Origin of the sequence: Parasphingorhabdus sp. SCSIO 66989 (assembly GCF_032852305.1) — a bacterium.
GTDB classification, from domain to species: domain Bacteria; phylum Pseudomonadota; class Alphaproteobacteria; order Sphingomonadales; family Sphingomonadaceae; genus Alterisphingorhabdus; species Alterisphingorhabdus coralli.
This window is the reverse complement of the sequence record NZ_CP136594.1, coordinates 1,060,377-1,078,688: the sequence shown is the minus strand read 5'-3', so window position 1 is coordinate 1,078,688 and position 18,312 is coordinate 1,060,377. Positions and strand designations below refer to the sequence as shown.

At 56.6% G+C, this 18,312-nt stretch carries 13 protein-coding genes and 1 tRNA gene; 11 read left to right on the top strand and 3 right to left on the bottom strand.

Annotation, left to right across the window (positions count from 1 at the left end; translation table 11 throughout):
* Positions 1–5 precede the first annotated feature (5 nt).
* The gene (locus RB602_RS05020; RefSeq protein ID WP_317083527.1) at positions 6–962 is read left to right on the top strand and encodes a hemolysin family protein; all 957 of its coding nucleotides are present in this window, start codon (positions 6–8) and stop codon (positions 960–962) included.
* A gap of 295 nt (positions 963–1,257) precedes the next feature.
* Entirely contained in the window at positions 1,258–2,439 is a 1,182-nt protein-coding gene (locus RB602_RS05015; protein WP_317083525.1) for a glycosyltransferase family 4 protein, read from the top strand.
* A gap of 238 nt (positions 2,440–2,677) precedes the next feature.
* Here RB602_RS05015 and RB602_RS05010 read toward each other — a convergent pair whose 3' ends face one another.
* Positions 2,678–3,331, bottom strand: a complete 654-nt coding sequence (locus RB602_RS05010; protein WP_317083523.1) for a PadR family transcriptional regulator — start codon at positions 3,329–3,331, stop codon at positions 2,678–2,680.
* A 269-nt stretch (positions 3,332–3,600) separates the two neighbouring features.
* On the opposite strand from RB602_RS05010, the gene RB602_RS05005 reads away from it, so the two are divergent.
* From RB602_RS05005 to RB602_RS04975, 7 genes are all read left to right on the top strand, one after another.
* Positions 3,601–4,917 carry a replication-associated recombination protein A gene (locus tag RB602_RS05005; RefSeq protein ID WP_317083522.1) on the top strand — a complete coding sequence of 439 codons (1,317 nt, stop codon included), beginning with the start codon at positions 3,601–3,603 and terminating at the stop codon, positions 4,915–4,917.
* Between the two features lie 53 nt (positions 4,918–4,970).
* Positions 4,971–5,639, top strand: a complete 669-nt coding sequence (locus RB602_RS05000) for a hypothetical protein (RefSeq protein WP_317083520.1) — start codon at positions 4,971–4,973, stop codon at positions 5,637–5,639.
* A gap of 27 nt (positions 5,640–5,666) precedes the next feature.
* Positions 5,667–7,097, top strand: a complete 1,431-nt coding sequence (locus RB602_RS04995; protein WP_317083518.1) for a serine hydrolase domain-containing protein — start codon at positions 5,667–5,669, stop codon at positions 7,095–7,097.
* Between the two features lie 131 nt (positions 7,098–7,228).
* Positions 7,229–8,449, top strand: coding sequence for a mechanosensitive ion channel (locus RB602_RS04990; protein WP_317083516.1), 1,221 nt, complete (start codon positions 7,229–7,231; stop codon positions 8,447–8,449).
* Positions 8,450–8,477: 28 nt separating this feature from the next.
* Positions 8,478–9,422: a hypothetical protein gene (locus RB602_RS04985; RefSeq protein ID WP_317083514.1), complete on the top strand. Its 945-nt coding sequence runs from the start codon at positions 8,478–8,480 to the stop codon at positions 9,420–9,422.
* Between the two features lie 35 nt (positions 9,423–9,457).
* A tRNA-Thr gene (locus RB602_RS04980) sits at positions 9,458–9,533 on the top strand.
* A gap of 377 nt (positions 9,534–9,910) precedes the next feature.
* Positions 9,911–12,532 (top strand): TonB-dependent receptor, encoded by a 2,622-nt coding sequence (locus RB602_RS04975; RefSeq protein ID WP_317083512.1) that lies wholly within the window; start codon positions 9,911–9,913, stop codon positions 12,530–12,532.
* Between the two features lie 165 nt (positions 12,533–12,697).
* Here the strand turns inward: RB602_RS04975 and RB602_RS04970 are convergent, their stop codons facing one another.
* Complete coding sequence (locus RB602_RS04970; protein WP_317083511.1) at positions 12,698–15,328, bottom strand: TonB-dependent receptor; 2,631 nt, start codon at positions 15,326–15,328, stop codon at positions 12,698–12,700.
* Positions 15,329–15,671: 343 nt separating this feature from the next.
* Here RB602_RS04970 and RB602_RS04965 point away from each other — a divergent pair, with 343 nt between their 5' ends.
* Positions 15,672–16,703 (top strand): CaiB/BaiF CoA transferase family protein, encoded by a 1,032-nt coding sequence (locus RB602_RS04965; RefSeq protein ID WP_317083509.1) that lies wholly within the window; start codon positions 15,672–15,674, stop codon positions 16,701–16,703.
* An 89-nt stretch (positions 16,704–16,792) separates the two neighbouring features.
* Positions 16,793–17,149, top strand: coding sequence for a hypothetical protein (locus RB602_RS04960; RefSeq protein ID WP_317083507.1), 357 nt, complete (start codon positions 16,793–16,795; stop codon positions 17,147–17,149).
* 114 nt (positions 17,150–17,263) lie between these two features.
* Here RB602_RS04960 and RB602_RS04955 read toward each other — a convergent pair whose 3' ends face one another.
* Positions 17,264–18,172, bottom strand: coding sequence for a glutaminase (locus RB602_RS04955; RefSeq protein WP_317084420.1), 909 nt, complete (start codon positions 18,170–18,172; stop codon positions 17,264–17,266).
* Between the last annotated feature and the right edge of the window lie 140 nt (positions 18,173–18,312).

Here is an 18,312-nt window from a genome sequence, read left to right as displayed (position 1 = left end):
CTAAAATGCCAGAGGCAGACAGTAGCCGCAGCCAGACTGCGCAAGATGAGGAAGACAGTAGCGGCCAATTATGGCGCTCGATAAAATCTTTCTTCACCGGACAGGATCGCGATCAATCGCTGCGCCAGCAGCTTGAGGAAGCGATAGACGAACATGAGGATAATGGCGGCGCTGCGCCGTCTCAGCCCAATGGCGACTTATCGCCGCTGGAGCGCGAGATGCTGCGCAATCTGCTGCATTTCAGCGAGCATGACGCCGATGATGTTGCGGTACCGCGCAGTGAAGTTGTGGCCATTCCCACCAGCGCTAGCTTTCAGGAGGTCGTGGATACCTTTTCCGAGCACGGACATAGCCGTATCCCGGTCTATAAAGAGTCGCTCGACGACATTATTGGCATGATCCACATCAAGGATGTGTTCGCGATCCTCGCCAAGGGGTGTGACTATCCTGATGATTGGTCCGACCTCATCCGCCAGCCGCGCTTTGTGCCGCAATCCATGGGCGCGCTCGATATGCTCGCCGATATGCGCAAACACCGCACCCATTTGGCGATTGTGCTGGATGAGTATTCAGGCACTGACGGCATCGTCACGATTGAGGATCTGGTCGAGGAAATTGTCGGCGAGATTGAAGATGAGCATGACGAAGAGCCGGAGGATATGCTGATCCGGCAGGACGATGGCAGCTGGGACGCCGATGCACGCACCGAGCTCGACGATGTCGCCACGCAGATTGATCCCCGGTTGGCCGAGATTGACGAGGATGTTGATACACTCGGCGGTCTCGCCTTTGTTCTGGCTGGAGAAGTACCTTCTGCCGGGCAGACGCTGGAGCATCCGAGCGGCTGGACCATCCATGTGCTGGAAAGCGATGGGCGGCGGGTGAGCCGGTTGAATTTGCGTTACTTGGCTAAGCAGGAAGCTCCGGCAGATAAGCATCATGCCGTTAGCGGGGCGAAATAATAGCCCTCTCCCCTTCAGGGGAGAGGGTTGGGAGCGGGGGCGTTCCTCAGGCGCCGCGCAAGTGGGTAACCCCCTCCCTTAATCCCTCTCCTGAAGGGGAGGGAGACCATTTGTGCAAAACAGCCAACAATGCACCATCCTCTTCGCGCTCTTTGTTTCTTCGCGGCCTTCGCGAGAAACAATTTGATAAAAACAGCCTCTAAAAACACACAATTGTTCCGCAAAAACCACCCACCCCAGTCACAAAATTTTCACTTTGGACAATCGCGCCGCCTTGTGCCAAAGCGCTTCGATCATGGACATTTCCGATCTTCGCATTGCCCTGTTTAGCGGCAATTATAATTATGTGCGCGACGGTGCCAATCAGGCGCTGAACCGTCTGGTCGGCTATCTGCTGCGCCAGAATGCCCAGGTGCGCGTCTATTCGCCGACCACAGATACACCCGCTTTTGAACCGACCGGCGATCTGATCAGCGTCCCCAGCTTTGCCATTCCCAATCGCCCGGAATATCGCGTGCCGATGATGCTCAGTCCCGGGGTCAAGAAAGATCTCAAGGCCTACGCGCCCAATATCGTCCACCTTTCCAGCCCCGACATTGCCGCGCACAGCGCCACACGCTGGGCGAAGAAGCATGATATCCCGATGCTCGCCTCGGTGCATACCCGGTTCGAGACCTATCCGCGCTATTACAATATGGCGTTTCTCGAGCCGATTCTGGTGGCCGGGCTCAGGCGTTTTTATCGTCGCTGTGATGCCATCGTTGCACCGTCGGACTCCATGGCACAGGTGCTGCGCGACCAGCGGATGAACTATGATGTCGGCATCTGGTCACGCGGTGTCGATCGCGACATTTTCCACCCGAGCAAGCGCGATGTGGAATGGCGACGCTCTTTCGGCATTGATGATGAAGATCAGGTGGTCGGCTTTGTCGGGCGGCTGGTGATGGAAAAGGGGCTCGATGTCTTTTCCGACACGATTGACCGTCTCGAACGCCGCGGAGTGCCGCACAAGGTGCTGATTGTCGGTGAAGGTCCGGCGCGGCAATGGTTTGAGTCTCGCCTGCCCAATGCGATTTTCGCCGGTTTCCAGAGCGGGCCCGATTTGGGCCGCGCCGTCGCCAGCATGGATATGCTGTTGAACCCCTCGGTGACCGAGACTTTCGGCAATGTGACGCTGGAAGCAATGGCCTGCGGTATCCCGGTGGTCGCAGCGCGGGCTACGGGGAGCCTGAGCCTTGTCGCTGATGGCATCTCCGGTCGATTGATCCGCCCCGGCGCGGTGCAGAATTATGCCGATGCGCTGCAGGACTATTGCGAGAACCCGGAACTGGCGCGTGAACATGGCGCGGCTGGAGCCAAACGTGCAGAGCGCTATAGCTGGGACCGGATTAACCATGGCCTCGCCGAAACCTATGTCCGCCTGGTGCGCCAACGCGCCGAGGGGACCAAGCATCTGCCCTATGAGGCTTTGCGGTAGGGTTCCTGATCTCGTCGGCCCCGCGCAGGCGGGGCCAGGGCTTAAGTTCGCACAAAGGCACAAAGACACGAAGAGGTCGTTCAGATAGGAACCTTCTTTGCGCCTTCGCGTCTTTGCGTGAGTCTAAAAAGCCTAGGCCCCGCCTCGGTAAAGCCGAGTTTATCCTGAGCGCCTGCCTTGCAGGCAGTCGAAGGGCGGGGCCGACGAGAAGATACACTTCTATCAATAGCGAGAATGCCTAAAGCCGCTCAATCTTCTGCGCGGCTTCGTCGAGTATCTCGGCAATCGAATGGCGCATATCGTCATCCATATCGCTGCGCGCGACGCGGTTGCCCAAGGCGGACATCAAATTGCCAATCGCCCGCCCCACCGGCGCACCCGCCTTGCGCGAGCGTGCGCGCTTGCTTTCGCCAGTGCTATCAAGCCGGTCCATCAGGCCTGCGATACTGTCTTCATTCTTTTCGATCTCGGCCCGCCCGTCATCGGTAATAGTGAATATCTTGCGTGAACCTTCGGCCTCTTCTTGCGCGATCAGGCCGCTGTCTTCGAGCAGGTTGAGCGTTGGATAGATCACCCCCGGGCTCGGCGCATAGCTGCCCTCGGTCATATCCTCAATAGCGCGGATCAGGTCATAGCCATGGCGCGGCTCATCGGCGATCAGTTTCAACAGCACCAGCCGTAACTCGCCACTATCAAACATACGCCGTTTGCGCCGTCCGCGATTGCCGCTGGCACCATTGTCCCAGCCACCAGACCATTGCTGACGCTTTCTCGCGCGTCGACCGGTACCACCCCAGCGACCGCCAAAGGCCGCCATAATGGCTTCGGGGATCGCAGCCATTTCCTCGGCAAATTCGTCCGGGTCAAATCCGTATGTATAGCGTTTTGTCATTACACTCTCCTCAATATTGGAGACAGCCCGGCTTAACCTCAGCCCGTCATTGCGAGCATAGCGAAGCAATCCAGAGCAACACGCACCTGCTCTGGATTGCCGCGTCGCCTTCGGCTCCTCGCAATGACGCCTCAATCACAAGCGGACGCATAAAGCCTCCAGTTATTACCCTTGCGATAGTTTAAGATATATCTTTTTATATCGCATTCAAGATTGCTTAGTCGTTTTTTACCTTTGCACTGCCTCTTCGGCGGTTTAGCGTCAGCGCTATGGCTGATCTTTTCCCAGATGAACCCGCTGAAGCCGGAGCGGCAACGCAGACGCCAGATAATGCGCCGCTGGCCGATCGTTTGCGCCCGCGGGCGCTCAGCGAAGTCGTAGGTCAGGATCATCTCACCGGAGCAGAAGGCGCTATTGGCCGAATGGTGGCGGCGGGCAAGCTGTCCTCGATAATCTTCTGGGGTCCGCCGGGTACGGGCAAAACCACAATCTCGCGCCTGCTCGCCGATGCCGTGGGGATGCGCTTTCAGGCAATATCGGCGGTATTCTCTGGTGTGGCAGACCTCAAAAAAGCTTTTGCCGATGCCGACAAAATGGCGACGGCGGGCCAACACACGTTGTTATTTGTCGACGAGATACACCGCTTCAATCGGGCGCAGCAGGATGGCTTTCTTCCCTTTGTAGAGCGTGGCACGGTGGTGCTGGTCGGCGCGACCACTGAGAACCCGAGCTTTGCGCTTAACTCCGCGCTTCTCAGCCGGACACAGGTGCTGATCCTCAACCGGCTTGACCATGCGGCGCTTGCGCAACTGCTTGAACGGGCCGAAGCGCTGATGGAAAAGCCCCTGCCCGTCACCGATGATGCCCGCGATGCGTTAATTGCCTCCGCTGACGGCGATGGTCGCTTTCTGCTCAATCAGGCAGAGACGTTGTTCGCCGTCAATCTCTCCGAACCGCTAGACCCGGCAGGTCTTGCCGATTTTCTCCATCGTCGCGTACCGGTTTATGACAAAGATCGTGAGGGGCATTACAATCTCATCTCGGCGCTGCACAAATCGCTGCGTGGTTCCGACCCGCAGGCGGCGCTTTACTATCTGGCACGCATGTTGGTGGCGGGTGAGGAACCGCTCTATGTACTGCGCCGCATGACCCGTTTTGCCAGCGAGGATATCGGCTTGGCTGATCCCGAAGCGCTGCATCAGTGCCTCGCGGCCAAGGACGCCTATGAGTTTCTTGGCAGTCCCGAAGGCGAACTGGCGATTGCGCAGGCCTGTCTCTATCTCGCCACTGCGCCCAAATCCAATGCCGCCTATGCAGCGCAGAAAGCCGCCTGGAAATCGGCCAAGGCCACCGGATCGCTGATGCCGCCGAAGAACATCCTCAACGCACCGACAAAACTCATGAAAGATGTCGGCTATGGCAAGGGCTATAGCTATGATCATGACAGCGATGAGGGCTTTTCCGGCGACAATTACTGGCCCGAAGAGATGCAGCCGGAAACCTATTACCAACCGGTGGAACGCGGCTTTGAGCGCGAGATTAACAAGCGACTGGCCTATTGGAACAAGCTGCGTGCACAAAGGTAAAGCAGTATCATTGATCAGTTCCCCAACAAGCTCAAGCTAAACCGGAAAACGCCATGGATCAGGATATTCAGAAGCTTCTTTACACAACCAAAGACGGTCGCTGGTATTGGGAAACCGATTATGCAGTCGACAAGCTCGAACTGGATGATGAGGATATTGACTTTGATCGTATCCCAAAGATCAGAGAGCTTCTGATCAAGCCGATCAAAAACTGGACCGAGCTTCATATTCCGTTCGAGGCGGCATTGGTGCTGGCATCCTGGGGCGATGAAGAGGGGCTTAGCTACCTTGAATATGTAATCGCGCTACGCCCGGACAAATGGGGCAATGGTGAGCCGCATCGCCTGCGCGGTTATGATACGACATATGAGTGGGTAGCCAATGCAATGATCGCCTTCGCTACGTTCAGATCAAGCTATGCCGAGTTTGACAGCAAGATCGGAGAGCTTGAACGCTGGTTTAAGGTGATACTGAACCTGTGCGAAACGCAGCCTTTTGAGTTTCCTCTTCTGCGCTGGATAAAGCGGAGAAACTACACGCAATTTGACGCAGAGCTAAAATCCTATCTCAGAGCCATGGTTTCGGATGATACCGGTTTCCATCATTACAAGCCTGCCGATGCGGTTGCGTTTTTTGCTGATTATGATCCCGTTTATCTGGATCGACTGCTTGAAGAATTAGGAAAAAGCCGGTCAGACTATCTTACAACCGAGCAGTCCTAAGGTAAGCACCATGTGGAAGGAAATGCCATGCGCGATATTGTTAGGCTGATCATAGCGGTTATCGCTATACTGGCAATACCGGCGACAGCCCAAGAACAGACTGAACCCAGCCGCACCGACCGCGCTTATGCTGCTGGTTACAAGGCCCAATTTATCTGCTCTGGTCTGTGGAATGGCGGCAAATCGCTGGAGGATATTGAAGCCGATGAGCTGACCGGCATTTATGACCGCATCGCCGATATTGTGCCGACGCTGGAGCCGGTTATCAACGAGCAGGACCATATTGTCAGCGTCCGCTTTGCCGATGATATGCCGCCGCGTATGGCGCGATGGGACCGGATGCGCGGCTGCATCTCTGCGCCCATCGGCGCAACCGAGTTCGGTCCTTACTTCATGGGTCAGAGGCGGCCCGATCTGGATGACAGAAGCTGGCCACGGGGTGATCGCGGAGCGCAATTGCCGCGCATCGCAAGCTATGACGCCATGGATACCATCGCCGCGAGCGCCTTTCGCGAGGGTGACCATAAGGGCGGCGAGAAACGCTTTGGCGGCAAGACAAGCGCGGTGCTGATCGCCAACTCAAACGGCATCATCTGGGAGGGCTATAAGCCGGGCCAAGACAAGCATACGGCGCAGCGGACATGGTCGGTCGCCAAATCAGTCGCGGGCACCTTGGTGGGGTATTATGTTAGCGATACCAGCAAAACCGCGCCGGTACCCGCCTGGCAAATGCCCGGAGATCCGCGCGCAGCCATAAGCTATGACGACCTGCTGCGCATGGCTAGCGGGCTGCAATCCGATACTGCGGGCAACCGCACTGACCCCATCTATATGGGCGGCGCCAGCGTCGTCCAGCGGACATCCGCCTGGCCGTTGCTCCACCCGCCCGGAACCCGTTTCCGCTATGCCAATAATGATACGCTCCTTGCAGTGCTGGCGGCGGTAGAGGAGCGGCGGCAGATGAACGCTGAAGTGAACAAGGTCAGCCGCGGCATCACACAGCAATATCTCTTCGATCCCTATGACTTCTTTTTCAAGATCGGCATGACCCGAAGCTGGGCCGAGCATGACTGGCAGGGTAATTATGTGCTTTCCAGCCAGATGTGGACCACCGCGCGTGATCTGGCGCGGCTTGGTACGCTGTATCTGAATGACGGCGAATGGGTCTATGAGGATGGCATCAGAAAGCGCCTGCTGCCCAAAGGCTGGCGTGATTATGTCAGCACGCCATCGGGACCACAGCCCGATTTCGAACTCGGCTATGGCGCGACATTCTGGCTGATGAATACGTCAGAAGGCATCCCCAAAGACACCTTCGCCGCCATAGGGAATCGGGGGCAGTTTCTTGTCATTATCCCGTCACGCGATCTGATTATTGTCCGCCGTGGCTATGATACCCGCGAGGATCGCTTCGATATACAAGAGTTTACACGAGAATTGGTGGCTGCCCTTCCGTAATGGACCAGCGTGCCCTTGTTGAGGTCCTAGCCAGCGTGATAATGTCGGCAAGTTGCCGTTACGCGGGTTTACGCCTGTGAGACGGCATATTCACATAAGTATTTGTGGCTCTTCAACCAGGGGAATCTATCGTGGAAAATCTCAATTTTATGGGCTATACGCTCGATCTCGCAGTCCTGATGGACTGGGGATCAAAGATCCTTTTCGCCATTCTCATCTATTTCGCGACCAAGATCATCGCATCGGCCTGCAAATGGGCCTTTGCCAAGCTGATCAATCGCATCGAATTCCTCCAGCGCGATACCGGTTCAGGTAGCAGCATTGGAGAGTCACTCGGCACCATTGTCGGCCTGCTGGTCTGGCTACTCGGCTGGATTGCGATCCTTAACGTATTCCAGCTCAACGAAGTAACCGGGCCACTCAAAGAGCTGCTCGACACGGTGATGGGCTTTATCCCCAATATTGTCGGGGCTGGCATTATCTTCTTCATCGGCATGATCGTCGCGCGGATCGTCCGCGATCTGGTCACCACCTTCCTGCAGACAGTGAACCTCGATAAATGGTTCACCCGCGCCGGTGGCGATGAAGTCACTGGCAACAGCGCGATCACCAGCACGCTGGCGAATATCGTCTATGTGCTGATCATCGTGCCGGTTTCGATTGCTGCTTTGCAGGCGTTGAAAATCTCTTCGATCAGCGACCCGGCGGTAACCGTATTGGAAATGATCCTTGGCGCCATCCCGCTGATCATCGGCGCCGCGCTGGTACTCGGTATTGCCTATCTGATCGCGCGCTGGGTTTCCGGTGTGCTGGAAGACCTGCTGCCGGGTCTGGGTGTTGACCGTTCTGTCGGTGCGCTGGGTATCCTGCCAGAAGGCACTTCGGTATCCGGCATCGTGTCGAAGATTGTCATGGTTGCAATCATGCTGTTCGCTGCCATCGCGGCAACGCGCCTGCTCAACTTCCCTGAGCTGACAGCGATCTTGGACAATATCCTGGAACTGGGTGGCCGTGTATTGTTTGGCGGTCTGGTTATTGCGGTTGGCTTCTTTATCGCCAATCTGCTGGCCAGCTTCATGGGGGCACAGAACCCGCTGGCAGCCTCGGTCGTGCGCTATGCCGCGCTGATCCTGTTCGCCTTTATGGGTCTGCAGTTCATGGGCGTCGGTAACGAGATCGTCCAGACTGCGTTCACTGCACTGGTCGCCACCATTGGTGTCGCCGCTGCCATCGCCTTTGGCATGGGTGGCCGCGACGCCGCGGCGCGCCAGCTGGAGAAAATGCAGGGTGATCCAGCACCAAAGAAAACAACCCGCCGCGCTCCGGCGAAAAAGGCTGCATCTGAAGACTGATTGTCCTCGGACACAAACTTGCGAAAGGGTGGCTGCCGAAAGGCGGCCACCCTTTTTCTTTGTGTGCCATTACGACTATATCCTGATGATGCGCCACTTCTCCTCTTTCGCCTGTTTTGACTGGTCCGGTCAGGCGGTCGCCTATCCGGCTGGCATATCGCTGGCGGTGCTGGACGCGCATGCAGACGCGAAACCCAAATCCACAGCCCCGGCCCAAGGCTGGAGCCGGGAAGCGGTCAAGTACTGGCTGTTGCAACAGGCCGAGCAGGGCAGCGATATGCTGATCGGCTTCGATCTCTCCCCTGCCCTGCCCTTTTGCGATGATGGTGCCTATTTCCCCGGCTGGGAGCAGAGCCCGGGCAATGCCCGCCAGCTTTGGGCGATGATTGACGGGCTGGCTGCTGACGAACCGCATATGGCCGCATCGCAGATGGTCCGCGACCATCCCGAAATCCGCCGCTATTTCCGCCATGGCAAGGGCGATGTCGGCGACCGCTTCGGCGATCTTGGCACCGGGCGGTTACGCGTGGTCGAACATGTCCAGCGCCAGACCGGACAGGCGGCAAGCGCCAGTTGCTTCAATCTGGTCGGCGCGGCACAGGTTGGCAAATCCAGCCTGACGGGCATGCGGCTGTTTCATCAGCTTGACGGGCGTATGCCGATCTGGCCGTTTGACCCAATCCCCGAAACCGGCCCGATGCTTGTCGAGATTTACACCAGCATTGCCGCCATGGATGCAGGCCTGCGCAAGGGGCAGACCAAGATCCGCGACCGCGCCACATTGATTGGCGCGCTGGATCGGATGGCCTGCCTACCGCCGACACGCCTGCCCGATTATAGCGACCACCGTACCGATGCGATCATCACCGCGGCCTGGTTGCGGCAGACCGCCCCACAGCATCGTTATTGGCAGCCAGAAGCGCTCAGTGCGCAGATTGCTGAAACCGAGGGCTGGACCTTTGGCGTAACATAGCTATAGAGCGCGTGGAATCAGCTTCATGATCATGGGCCGAATTAGCTCAGCTGGTAGAGCAACCGCCTTGTAAGCGGTAGGTCGTCCGTTCGAGTCGGACATTCGGCACCACCTCAACCCCACTATTGACATAAATTTACAAAACTGTGCGGCTGCATGTTGCATTTATTGCACTTTGCTGCATTTGCGAACAATATACTTGCGTGAAGGCGGGGAAACTCGCCCAAATCCACTTCCTGTCCAAACTAACGCTACAGTATTCGTGCTCATTCGATTGCTGCAACGCAGTATATTGTGCAGTGCAGCATGGAACTGCGCTGTACAGCGTAACAAATTCCGTTGCATTTTTGCCACGCCTTCTGCGCAAGTCTTATGACAGCAGCGTTTTTCAATTGTCGGATTCCCCTCAGAATCCTATCAGCGAGGTCCGAAAGGGCATGGAATAGCCCGTATTTGCAATTGCGCGTCGCATCTCAGGGAGAGACCGAATGAGAAGAACCCCAACTATTACTAAAGCCTTGCTGCTGTCCGGTGTCGGCATCGGATCGCTGGGCTTTACCGTCGCCGCTCAGGCCGAAGAACAGGCTCAGCCAGAAACTGCTGCCCCTCAGGAGGAGGCGCAGGACGAGTTTGACGATGATTTTGACGATAATGTTATTATCGTGACCGCCAGTAAGCGTGAGACCACGCTGCAGGAAACCCCGATCTCTGTCTCGGTGACCTCAGGTGAGACACTCGACAACGCGGTCATCCGTGACGTTCTCGATCTGCAGACCGTCACCCCGTCACTGCGTGTTAGCCAGTTGCAGAACTCCTCCAACACCACCTTCATCATTCGTGGTTTTGGCAATGGCGATAACAACTTCGGCATCGAGCCTTCTGTCGGCGTGTTTGTCGATGGCGTGTTCCGTTCGCGCTCAATTGGTGGCCTGGGCGATTTGGCCAATCTTGAGCGTGTCGAGGTTCTGCGCGGGCCGCAATCGACACTGTTCGGCAAGAACGCCTCTGCCGGTGTGATCTCGATTGTTACCCGGGCACCGCAATTTGATTTTGGCGGCAATTTTGAAGTTGCCTATGGCAATTTCAACCAGTTCATCGTCAAAGGCGATATCACCGGTCCGATTACCGATACCCTCGCCTTCTCGGTCGATGGCAGCTACAACCGTCGCGATGGTTTCTTCGAGATCGAAAATCTCAACGAAGATATCAACGATCGTAATCGCTGGAATGTCCGCGGTCAGTTGCTCTGGGAGCCAACCGACAATCTGAGCATCCGCGCCCAAGCCGATTATGGCCGGATTGACGAGTCCTGCTGTCTGGCAAACACGCTGGTCGCAGGCCCAACGGCTCCAGCGGTCTTCGGCGTCGGCGGCCAGTTGACGACGGACTTCTTTGGTGACTCCACCTTCCTCAATCAGGTGCCGCGGAACGAAGTCGACAATTATGGCGGCTCGATTCAGGTCGACTATGAAACCGGTCCGATCACCATTACATCGATCACCGCCTATCGTGAGCTTAGCAACTTCTTCGATCAGGATGTCGATTTCACCAGTGCCGATATTGTGAGTGAGATTCGCAACCAAGACGTCCAGACCTTCACTCAGGAACTGCGGATCGCATCGGATTTTGACGGACCGCTCAACTTCCTCCTCGGCGGCTTCTTCTTCGACGAGACGATTGATCAGAACAGCGATCTGACTACCGGCGCCGTTGGCCGGGAGTTCTTCGAGTTGCTGACGCCAACTGGTCCGGGGACATTCCTGGGCGTCGAGGCCGGGTTGGGTCTGCCTGCGAACAGCATCTTCTCGCCCGGACCGCTGACAACCGAGCAGTATCGTATGGAAAATACGTCCTGGTCGATTTTCGGCACGGTCGATTTCGAGCCGGTTGATGGCCTCGTATTCACCGCCGGGTTTAACTACACCGATGATGCCAAGGATTTTGCGCTTAGCCAGACCTCGTTTGACGAATTGGGCGCAGTTAATCTGGTCGACGCATTCATTGTCGGCGGCATTGCCGGCGCTACAATGACGCCGCCTAATCAGATTGGCCCGGCTGAGATTGCGGCCTTCCAGACCGCGCAGCCAGATGCTTTCGCCGCAATCGCAGCGGCAGCCCTGGACCCCGGCCAGAACCAATTGCTTGGCCTGTCCGCGTTCCAGTTCCAGCCGCCATTCCTCAACATCCCCAACAGCGTTGAGGATGGCCGCACCCGCGATGATCAGCTGACCTATACCTTCCGCGTCGCCTATGACGTTGCGGATGAGATCAATGTTTACGCATCTTATGCAACTGGCTTCAAGGCGAGTTCGGTCAACCTGTCGCGTGATAGCCGTCCTGCCTTTGGTGACTTTATACCGGGTCCGGGCAACAGCACCATCTTGGCACCGGCATCGCCGATCCTCAACGCAGGACTGGCGGTCCCCAATTTGGGAACCGGTTCTCGCGTTGCTGGCCCGGAAGACGCGGAAGTTTGGGAAGTTGGCCTGAAAGGGCAGTTTGAAGGTATCGGTTTCAACCTAGCCTTGTTTGACCAGACAATTGAAGGCTTCCAGTCCTTCCTGTTTACCGGCACCGGCTTCCAGCTGAACAATGCTGGTCAGCAGTCGGTTCGCGGCTTCGAGTTTGATGCGACAATCGTCCCGACCGACGGCTTGGTCTTCACCTTCGCCACAACCTATCTGGATGCTGTCTATGACGAGTTCCTGGAAAGCCCGGTTGGCGATCTTTCCGGCCAGCCTGTCGGCGGTGTTCCAGAGTGGAATATCGCAGCCTCAGGTACTTACACGCATGAGTTTGGCGCGTCAGGCAACCGCCTTGTTACACGCGTCGACTATCAGCATGAGAGTGCGGTCAATGTGAATAACGGCCTGCCAACCTTCAACGCAGCGCTCGGTAACACACAGATTTTCCGCCGTGCGGTTAATCTGGTCAATGGCTCGATAACTTTCCAGATGGATAATGGCTTCGAGATTGGTGGCTTTGTCCGGAACCTGTTCGATGATCGCTGGATCCTGACAGTGTTTGACGGCGTTGCGCAGTCTGGCACAGTCTCCGGCTACCCGAGTGCACCTCGCACCTTTGGCGGTCTGGTCCGCTATCGGTTCTGATCATTTCAACAGACCCAATATGAGGGGGCGCTGGAGACAGCGCCCCCTTTTCTTTGTCTAAAGCCTTGCCGAGCATACGCCGCGGACGGGCAAAAAAAGGGCCGCCCCGAGGGACGGCCCGTTAAGAGTTGCCGCTTTTGCGGTCAGGTCCTCTCCTGCTTTATTCTAGAATTTGGTACGGACAGTTACCCCGTAAAAGGCCGGGTCCTCGATAAAGGCACCGCGCGAACGATCACCGGTACCACCGCGCAACGGCGTATTGAAGGTGATGCCGCGAGTACGCTCATCAAAGATATTGGTGCCCCAGAATTCGATCGTATAGCGCTCATTCGGCGATGTGAAACCAAGACGCGCATTGGCACGAATATTGGCTTCCTGCACATCGAACGGTATGAGCGCGGCCGGATTCATCGGATCAGCAGGATCAAACAGACCCGGATCGATCGGGTTGGTGCTGGTCCGGCGCGATGACTCGTAGCGCATGGTGAAATTGGCCAGCATCGTCCATTCGGTGCCGCTGCTGATCGGACCATCATAGGTCATGCCGAAGATACCGGTGAACTGAGGCGCGTTGACCAGCGGGAAACCGCACAGGCCTTGGGCAAAGCCCGCAGCCGCGCCGGTCAGCCCGACGGCGCAATCGTCGCCAAATTGCGCATCAGCGTAGGTGATGGCGACATTGGTGGAGATATAGTCACTCCACTGCGCAAGGATTTCCAGTTCGGCGCCCGTGGATGTTACGTCATTGACGTTGAACGTCTGGAACTGCACCCCAGTAAATTCCAGCACCTGAAAGTCCGAAATTTCGGTGTGAAACAGCGCCAGATTGGCGCGGACGCGACCGTCAAACAGGGTTGATTTGATACCCAGCTCATAGGCATCAACAACTTCTGAATTAAAGCGCGGATCACCACCGGAAGCAGCGGCGGTCGGGTCAAGGTTGAAACCACCGGCTTTGAAGCCGCGCGACACACCGCCATAGATCAGATAATCATCGCTGGGTTCCCATGCCAGTTGCAGGGTCCAGGTCAACTGATCGTCTTCAAACCGGTCGTCAAACTGTCTTGGCAAAGGCAGAATTGTCGAAAGGTCGACCGGCACCAGCGCGCCGCCCGGACCGAACGGCAGATCAGCAATCGGATTGGCTTCAACCGTAAACGGGAAACAGGTTAAGCCCAGTGCGGCGCCCCGAAGAGGTGCCAAAGGATCCGTGGTTGGGTCATTAAGCGCATTAAGCGCGGTAGCAAGGCAGGCATCGCTGCTTGCGGCAACCTGGTTAAATGCCCCATCCTTGCGCTCTTCGACATAGCGCGCACCAGCGGTGAAGCTGAGCGTATCAGTGATGTGGAACACATTATGGGTAAAGATCGACCAGCTTTGCGCGTCCTGGGTAAACAGGTTGTTGGCGAAAGAGCCGCTGGCATCGATACCATTTGCTAGTGCCAATAATGGGTTCGGACCCAAGGCCGGTGGTGCAGCGCCAAACAAGGCTGTGCCTACCGCCGCCTGGTAATCATCGCCGAGTGTCAGCGATTGCAACTCACGAATATCCTCGTTCGAGTAAAACCCACCGATCAACCAGTCGATTTTGTCATCAAACAAAGATCCCTGAAACCGCAACTCTGCGGTAAAGGTCTGGATGTTGGTATCATTGGGTTGAGAACCTGCCGGGTTAAAGTTTGATCCGGCACCCGAGGTAAAGATGTCGAGCCCAACAAAGTCTGATTCCTGGCGCGATTGGGCATTAAAGTCGCGATAGGCGACGATAGCGGTTGCTTGGGCACCACCAAGATCCCATTTCAGCTCACCGGACACGCCCCATTGGTCATTGGGGTTCTCAAACTGCTGGGAATTGGAATCACGGCCTTCAAAGGCGGCTCTTCCGGATGTGACGACGCCACCATTGGCTGTCAATCCAGCCGCAGCGAAAGCCCCTGCATTCACCAGCCCGGTCTCACGCAGGATGATCGCGTCACAGCATTCATCATTGGCATCAATATAGTCACCAATGATACGCAGGCTGACCTCGGGAGCGGGCTCCCAAAGCATCTGGCCACGCAGCAAAATGCGGTCACGCGTGCCGCTTTCCGCGCCGGTCACAGCACTGGTGACGATACCGTCACGATGGCGATAAGCGCCCGATACACGAATACCCAGGCTATCCGTCACAACAGGAACGCTAATGCCGCCCTGTACATTGATCTGGTTGAAATTGCCATAGGTCGCGTTTGCAAAGCCTTCGACATCAGTGAGGCTTGGGCGTTTGGTGGTGATGTTGAGAGCACCGGCAGAAGTGTTACGCCCAAACAGCGTACCTTGCGGTCCGCGCAATACTTCCAGCCGTTCCAGATCGACCAGATCACCCAATGCAACACCGGGACGCGACTGATACACGCCATCGATAAATACACCGACCGAGCTTTCCAGACCGGTGTTGTTACCCGTGGTACCGATGCCGCGAATACGGATCGACGTGCCCTGTGATTCCGTTTGTGAAGACTGAAGGTTAAAGCTTGAGGAAAGCGAACCCAGGTTTCGGATATCAACGATGCCCTGTCGATCCAGTTCCGCCTGACTGACGGCAGTCACGGCGATGGGAATGTCCTGAATATCCTGCGCCCGCAAAGTAGCGGTCACGATGACAACATTGTCGTCGTCAAAAAAGTCATCATCTTCATCTTGAGCCGCTTGACCATCTGCAGGCAGTGTATCCTGAGCATAGGCTGTTCCGCAGGCCAGCGTCGCCATAGACGCAGAACAACACAGCCCCATAAGGGGCTTCCAAACCTTACGCATCCTCATCTCCCATGAAAGATTGCTATGTAGCAGGAGCCATTGCGAACTTTTGTTTCGTCAAGTGACACCTGCAATAAAGTTGTCACAGATAGGCCCGCGATGCAATTTTTTTTCTGGAAACTCTGGCTTGTGATTACACAAACATAATTGCCGTTACGGCATAGTGGCTTGGAGCAAGGACAATCAAAACACAGGCCAACCGCCGATTGCGCCAATCCGGACAAATGATGCGTTTGTGCAACAAGCCTAGCACACAGCAATGTTGCAATTCAGGCAATCCGCGATAGCTTTGCCCGCAAAATGACGGACCATAATGGACCGCAACAGCAATAGGAGAGAGTTTATGCCTGGCGTATTGGATGGCGTGACAATTATCGAACTGGCAGGCATAGGCCCCGGCCCTTTTGCGGGTATGATGCTGGCCGACCATGGTGCACGTGTGATCCGGGTAGAGCGTCCCGGTGCGCAGCAAACAAAGGACATTCTGAACCGCTCGCGCGAGCTGGTTACAGCAGACCTGAAGAGCGAGGAAGGCGTTGCCAAGGTGCGCGATCTCGCGCGCGAGGCTGATGGCCTTATCGAGGGTTTTCGGCCCGGTGTGATGGAAAGGCTCGGCCTTGGACCCGATTTGCTGCACGCCGACAATCCGGCCTTGGTCTATGGCCGCATGACCGGTTGGGGGCAGACCGGGCCTTATGCGCCTTTTGCCGGGCATGATATCAACTATATCGCACTCTCTGGCGCGCTGCATGGCTATGGCCGTGCGGGTGACAAACCAACGCCGCCGATCAACGCCGTCGGCGATTTTGGCGGCGGCGGCATGATGATGGCTTTTGGCATGGTGGCGGGTATCTTATCGGCGCGCCAGACCGGCAAGGGGCAAGTTATTGACTGCGCCATGACCGATGGTTCCGCCGTCCTGTCCGCGATGACCTATACCTTTCTCGGCAATGGCCAGTGGCGCGATGAGCGCGGTGTCAATCTGCTCGACACCGGGGCGCATTTCTATGACACCTATGAAACTGCGGACGGCAAATATGTCTCTATCGGTTCGATTGAGGCGCAGTTTTATGCCGAACTGCGGAAGCGCGCTGGTCTGGCTGAAGACGCGGACTTCGATCCACAGATGAACCCGGCGGAATGGCCGAAGCTGAAAGAAAAGCTAACCACCATCTTCAAGAGCAAGACACGCGATGAATGGTGCGCATTGCTGGAGCATTCCGACGCCTGTTTCGCCCCTGTATTGAGCCTGAGCGAAGCGCCGAACCATCCACACAATGCTGAACGGCAGACCTATATCAAGGTGGACGGTATGGTGCAGCCCGCCCCTGCCCCACGCTTCTCCGAAACACCGGCGCCGAAGCCGCGAATGTAAAAAGCATAATTTTGTTATTGTAGCGATCGCTACATTTCTCTATAGCGTGATCAACGGGCTGGCCCCGTCACGCTATCAGGGAACATGTCATGGCCGCTTTTCGCATTCTTCTTATCGTGCTTCTGGTGACCGTTGTCGCCTATACCGTTCCAGTTATCGCCAATCATGGCATGAACCTTATGCCTCCCTTTTTCGGTGCGATTGGCGTTATGGACTGGCAGGGGCAGTTTAACCTCGACTTTGCCGGTTTCCTTGTGCTGTCAGGGCTATGGACCGCATGGCGCCATCATTTCAGCGCCGCCGGTCTCGGACTGGCGCTGCTGGCGGCATCCTTCGGCATTCCGTTTCTGACCATCTATCTGCTGGTTGCGATTGGCAAGAATCCGGGCGATATTATCGCGGTTTTCGCTGGCCCCGAGCGCGCAAAGGCTTATCGGGCTGCATAAAATGTTCCCCTCCCCTTCAGGGGAGGGGTTAGGGGTGGGGGCCATCCGCTTGCGATGCGCTTGTTGAACGCCCTCTCTCCCAACCCTCTCCCCTGAAGGGGAGAGGGCTATTTTTCACACAAACACCGACCAGCCTGTCTGCTCCACCAGCGATTCCAGTGCGATGCTGCCGACGGTTGAGGTTCCAGCGTCATTCAGTCCCGGCGACCATACCGCAATCGCACCAAAGGTCGGAGCAATCACCAATATGCCGCCGCCGACGCCACTTTTGCCCGGCAGGCCGATACGAAAGGCAAAATCACCACTATTGTCATAATGGCCGCAGGTCATCATCACCGCATTGATGCGGCGACAGTTGGACGAGGTGATAATCTGCTCGCCGGTCACCGGATCACAGCCATCAAAAGCGAGATAGAGCGCGGCGCGTGCCAATTGGCGACACGACATCGCTATAGCGCAATGGCGGAAATAGGCGGAAAGCGTGTCTTCCACCGGATTGGTCATATTGCCATAGGACGCCATAAAATTGGCCAGCGCTCGGTTGCGTGCGCCTGCTGCCGCCTCTGACCGGGCAACCTCATCATCAATCGCTATCGCCTCATCCTGCGCCAGATGCCGCAGCCGCGCGACAAGCTGGTCGATCATGGTGTCGCAATCGCCATCGTTCACCAGATGGTCAGTCACCACAATCGCTCCGGCATTGATCAGCGGATTGCGCGGAATGCCGCATTCATATTCGAGCTGGACGATAGAGTTAAAGCCACTGCCCGAAGGTTCCCGCCCGACCCGCTTCCACAGCTCCGCGCCCATGAGCCGCAGGGTCATCGACAGGGTGAACACCTTCGAAATGCTCTGGATCGAGAAAGGCTTGGCCGCATCGCCGAGACAATGCACGCTGCCATCCTTGAGCGCGACGGCCATGCCAAACTGATTAGGATCAACCGCCGCCAGCGCCGGGATATAATCCGCCACCTTACCGCTACCGATATGCGGCTGAACCGTCTGTTCAATCGTGGCGAGAATTGTCGACCAGTCATAATCCACTTAGGTTCTCCCAACAGGTATAGCACTGTCTGAGCCTTCCCCCTTGAGGGGGAAGGTTGGATGGGGGTGTACGATGCTGATGGCTTGGACGCTCGGCTGCGCCTCGCTCCCCCTCACCC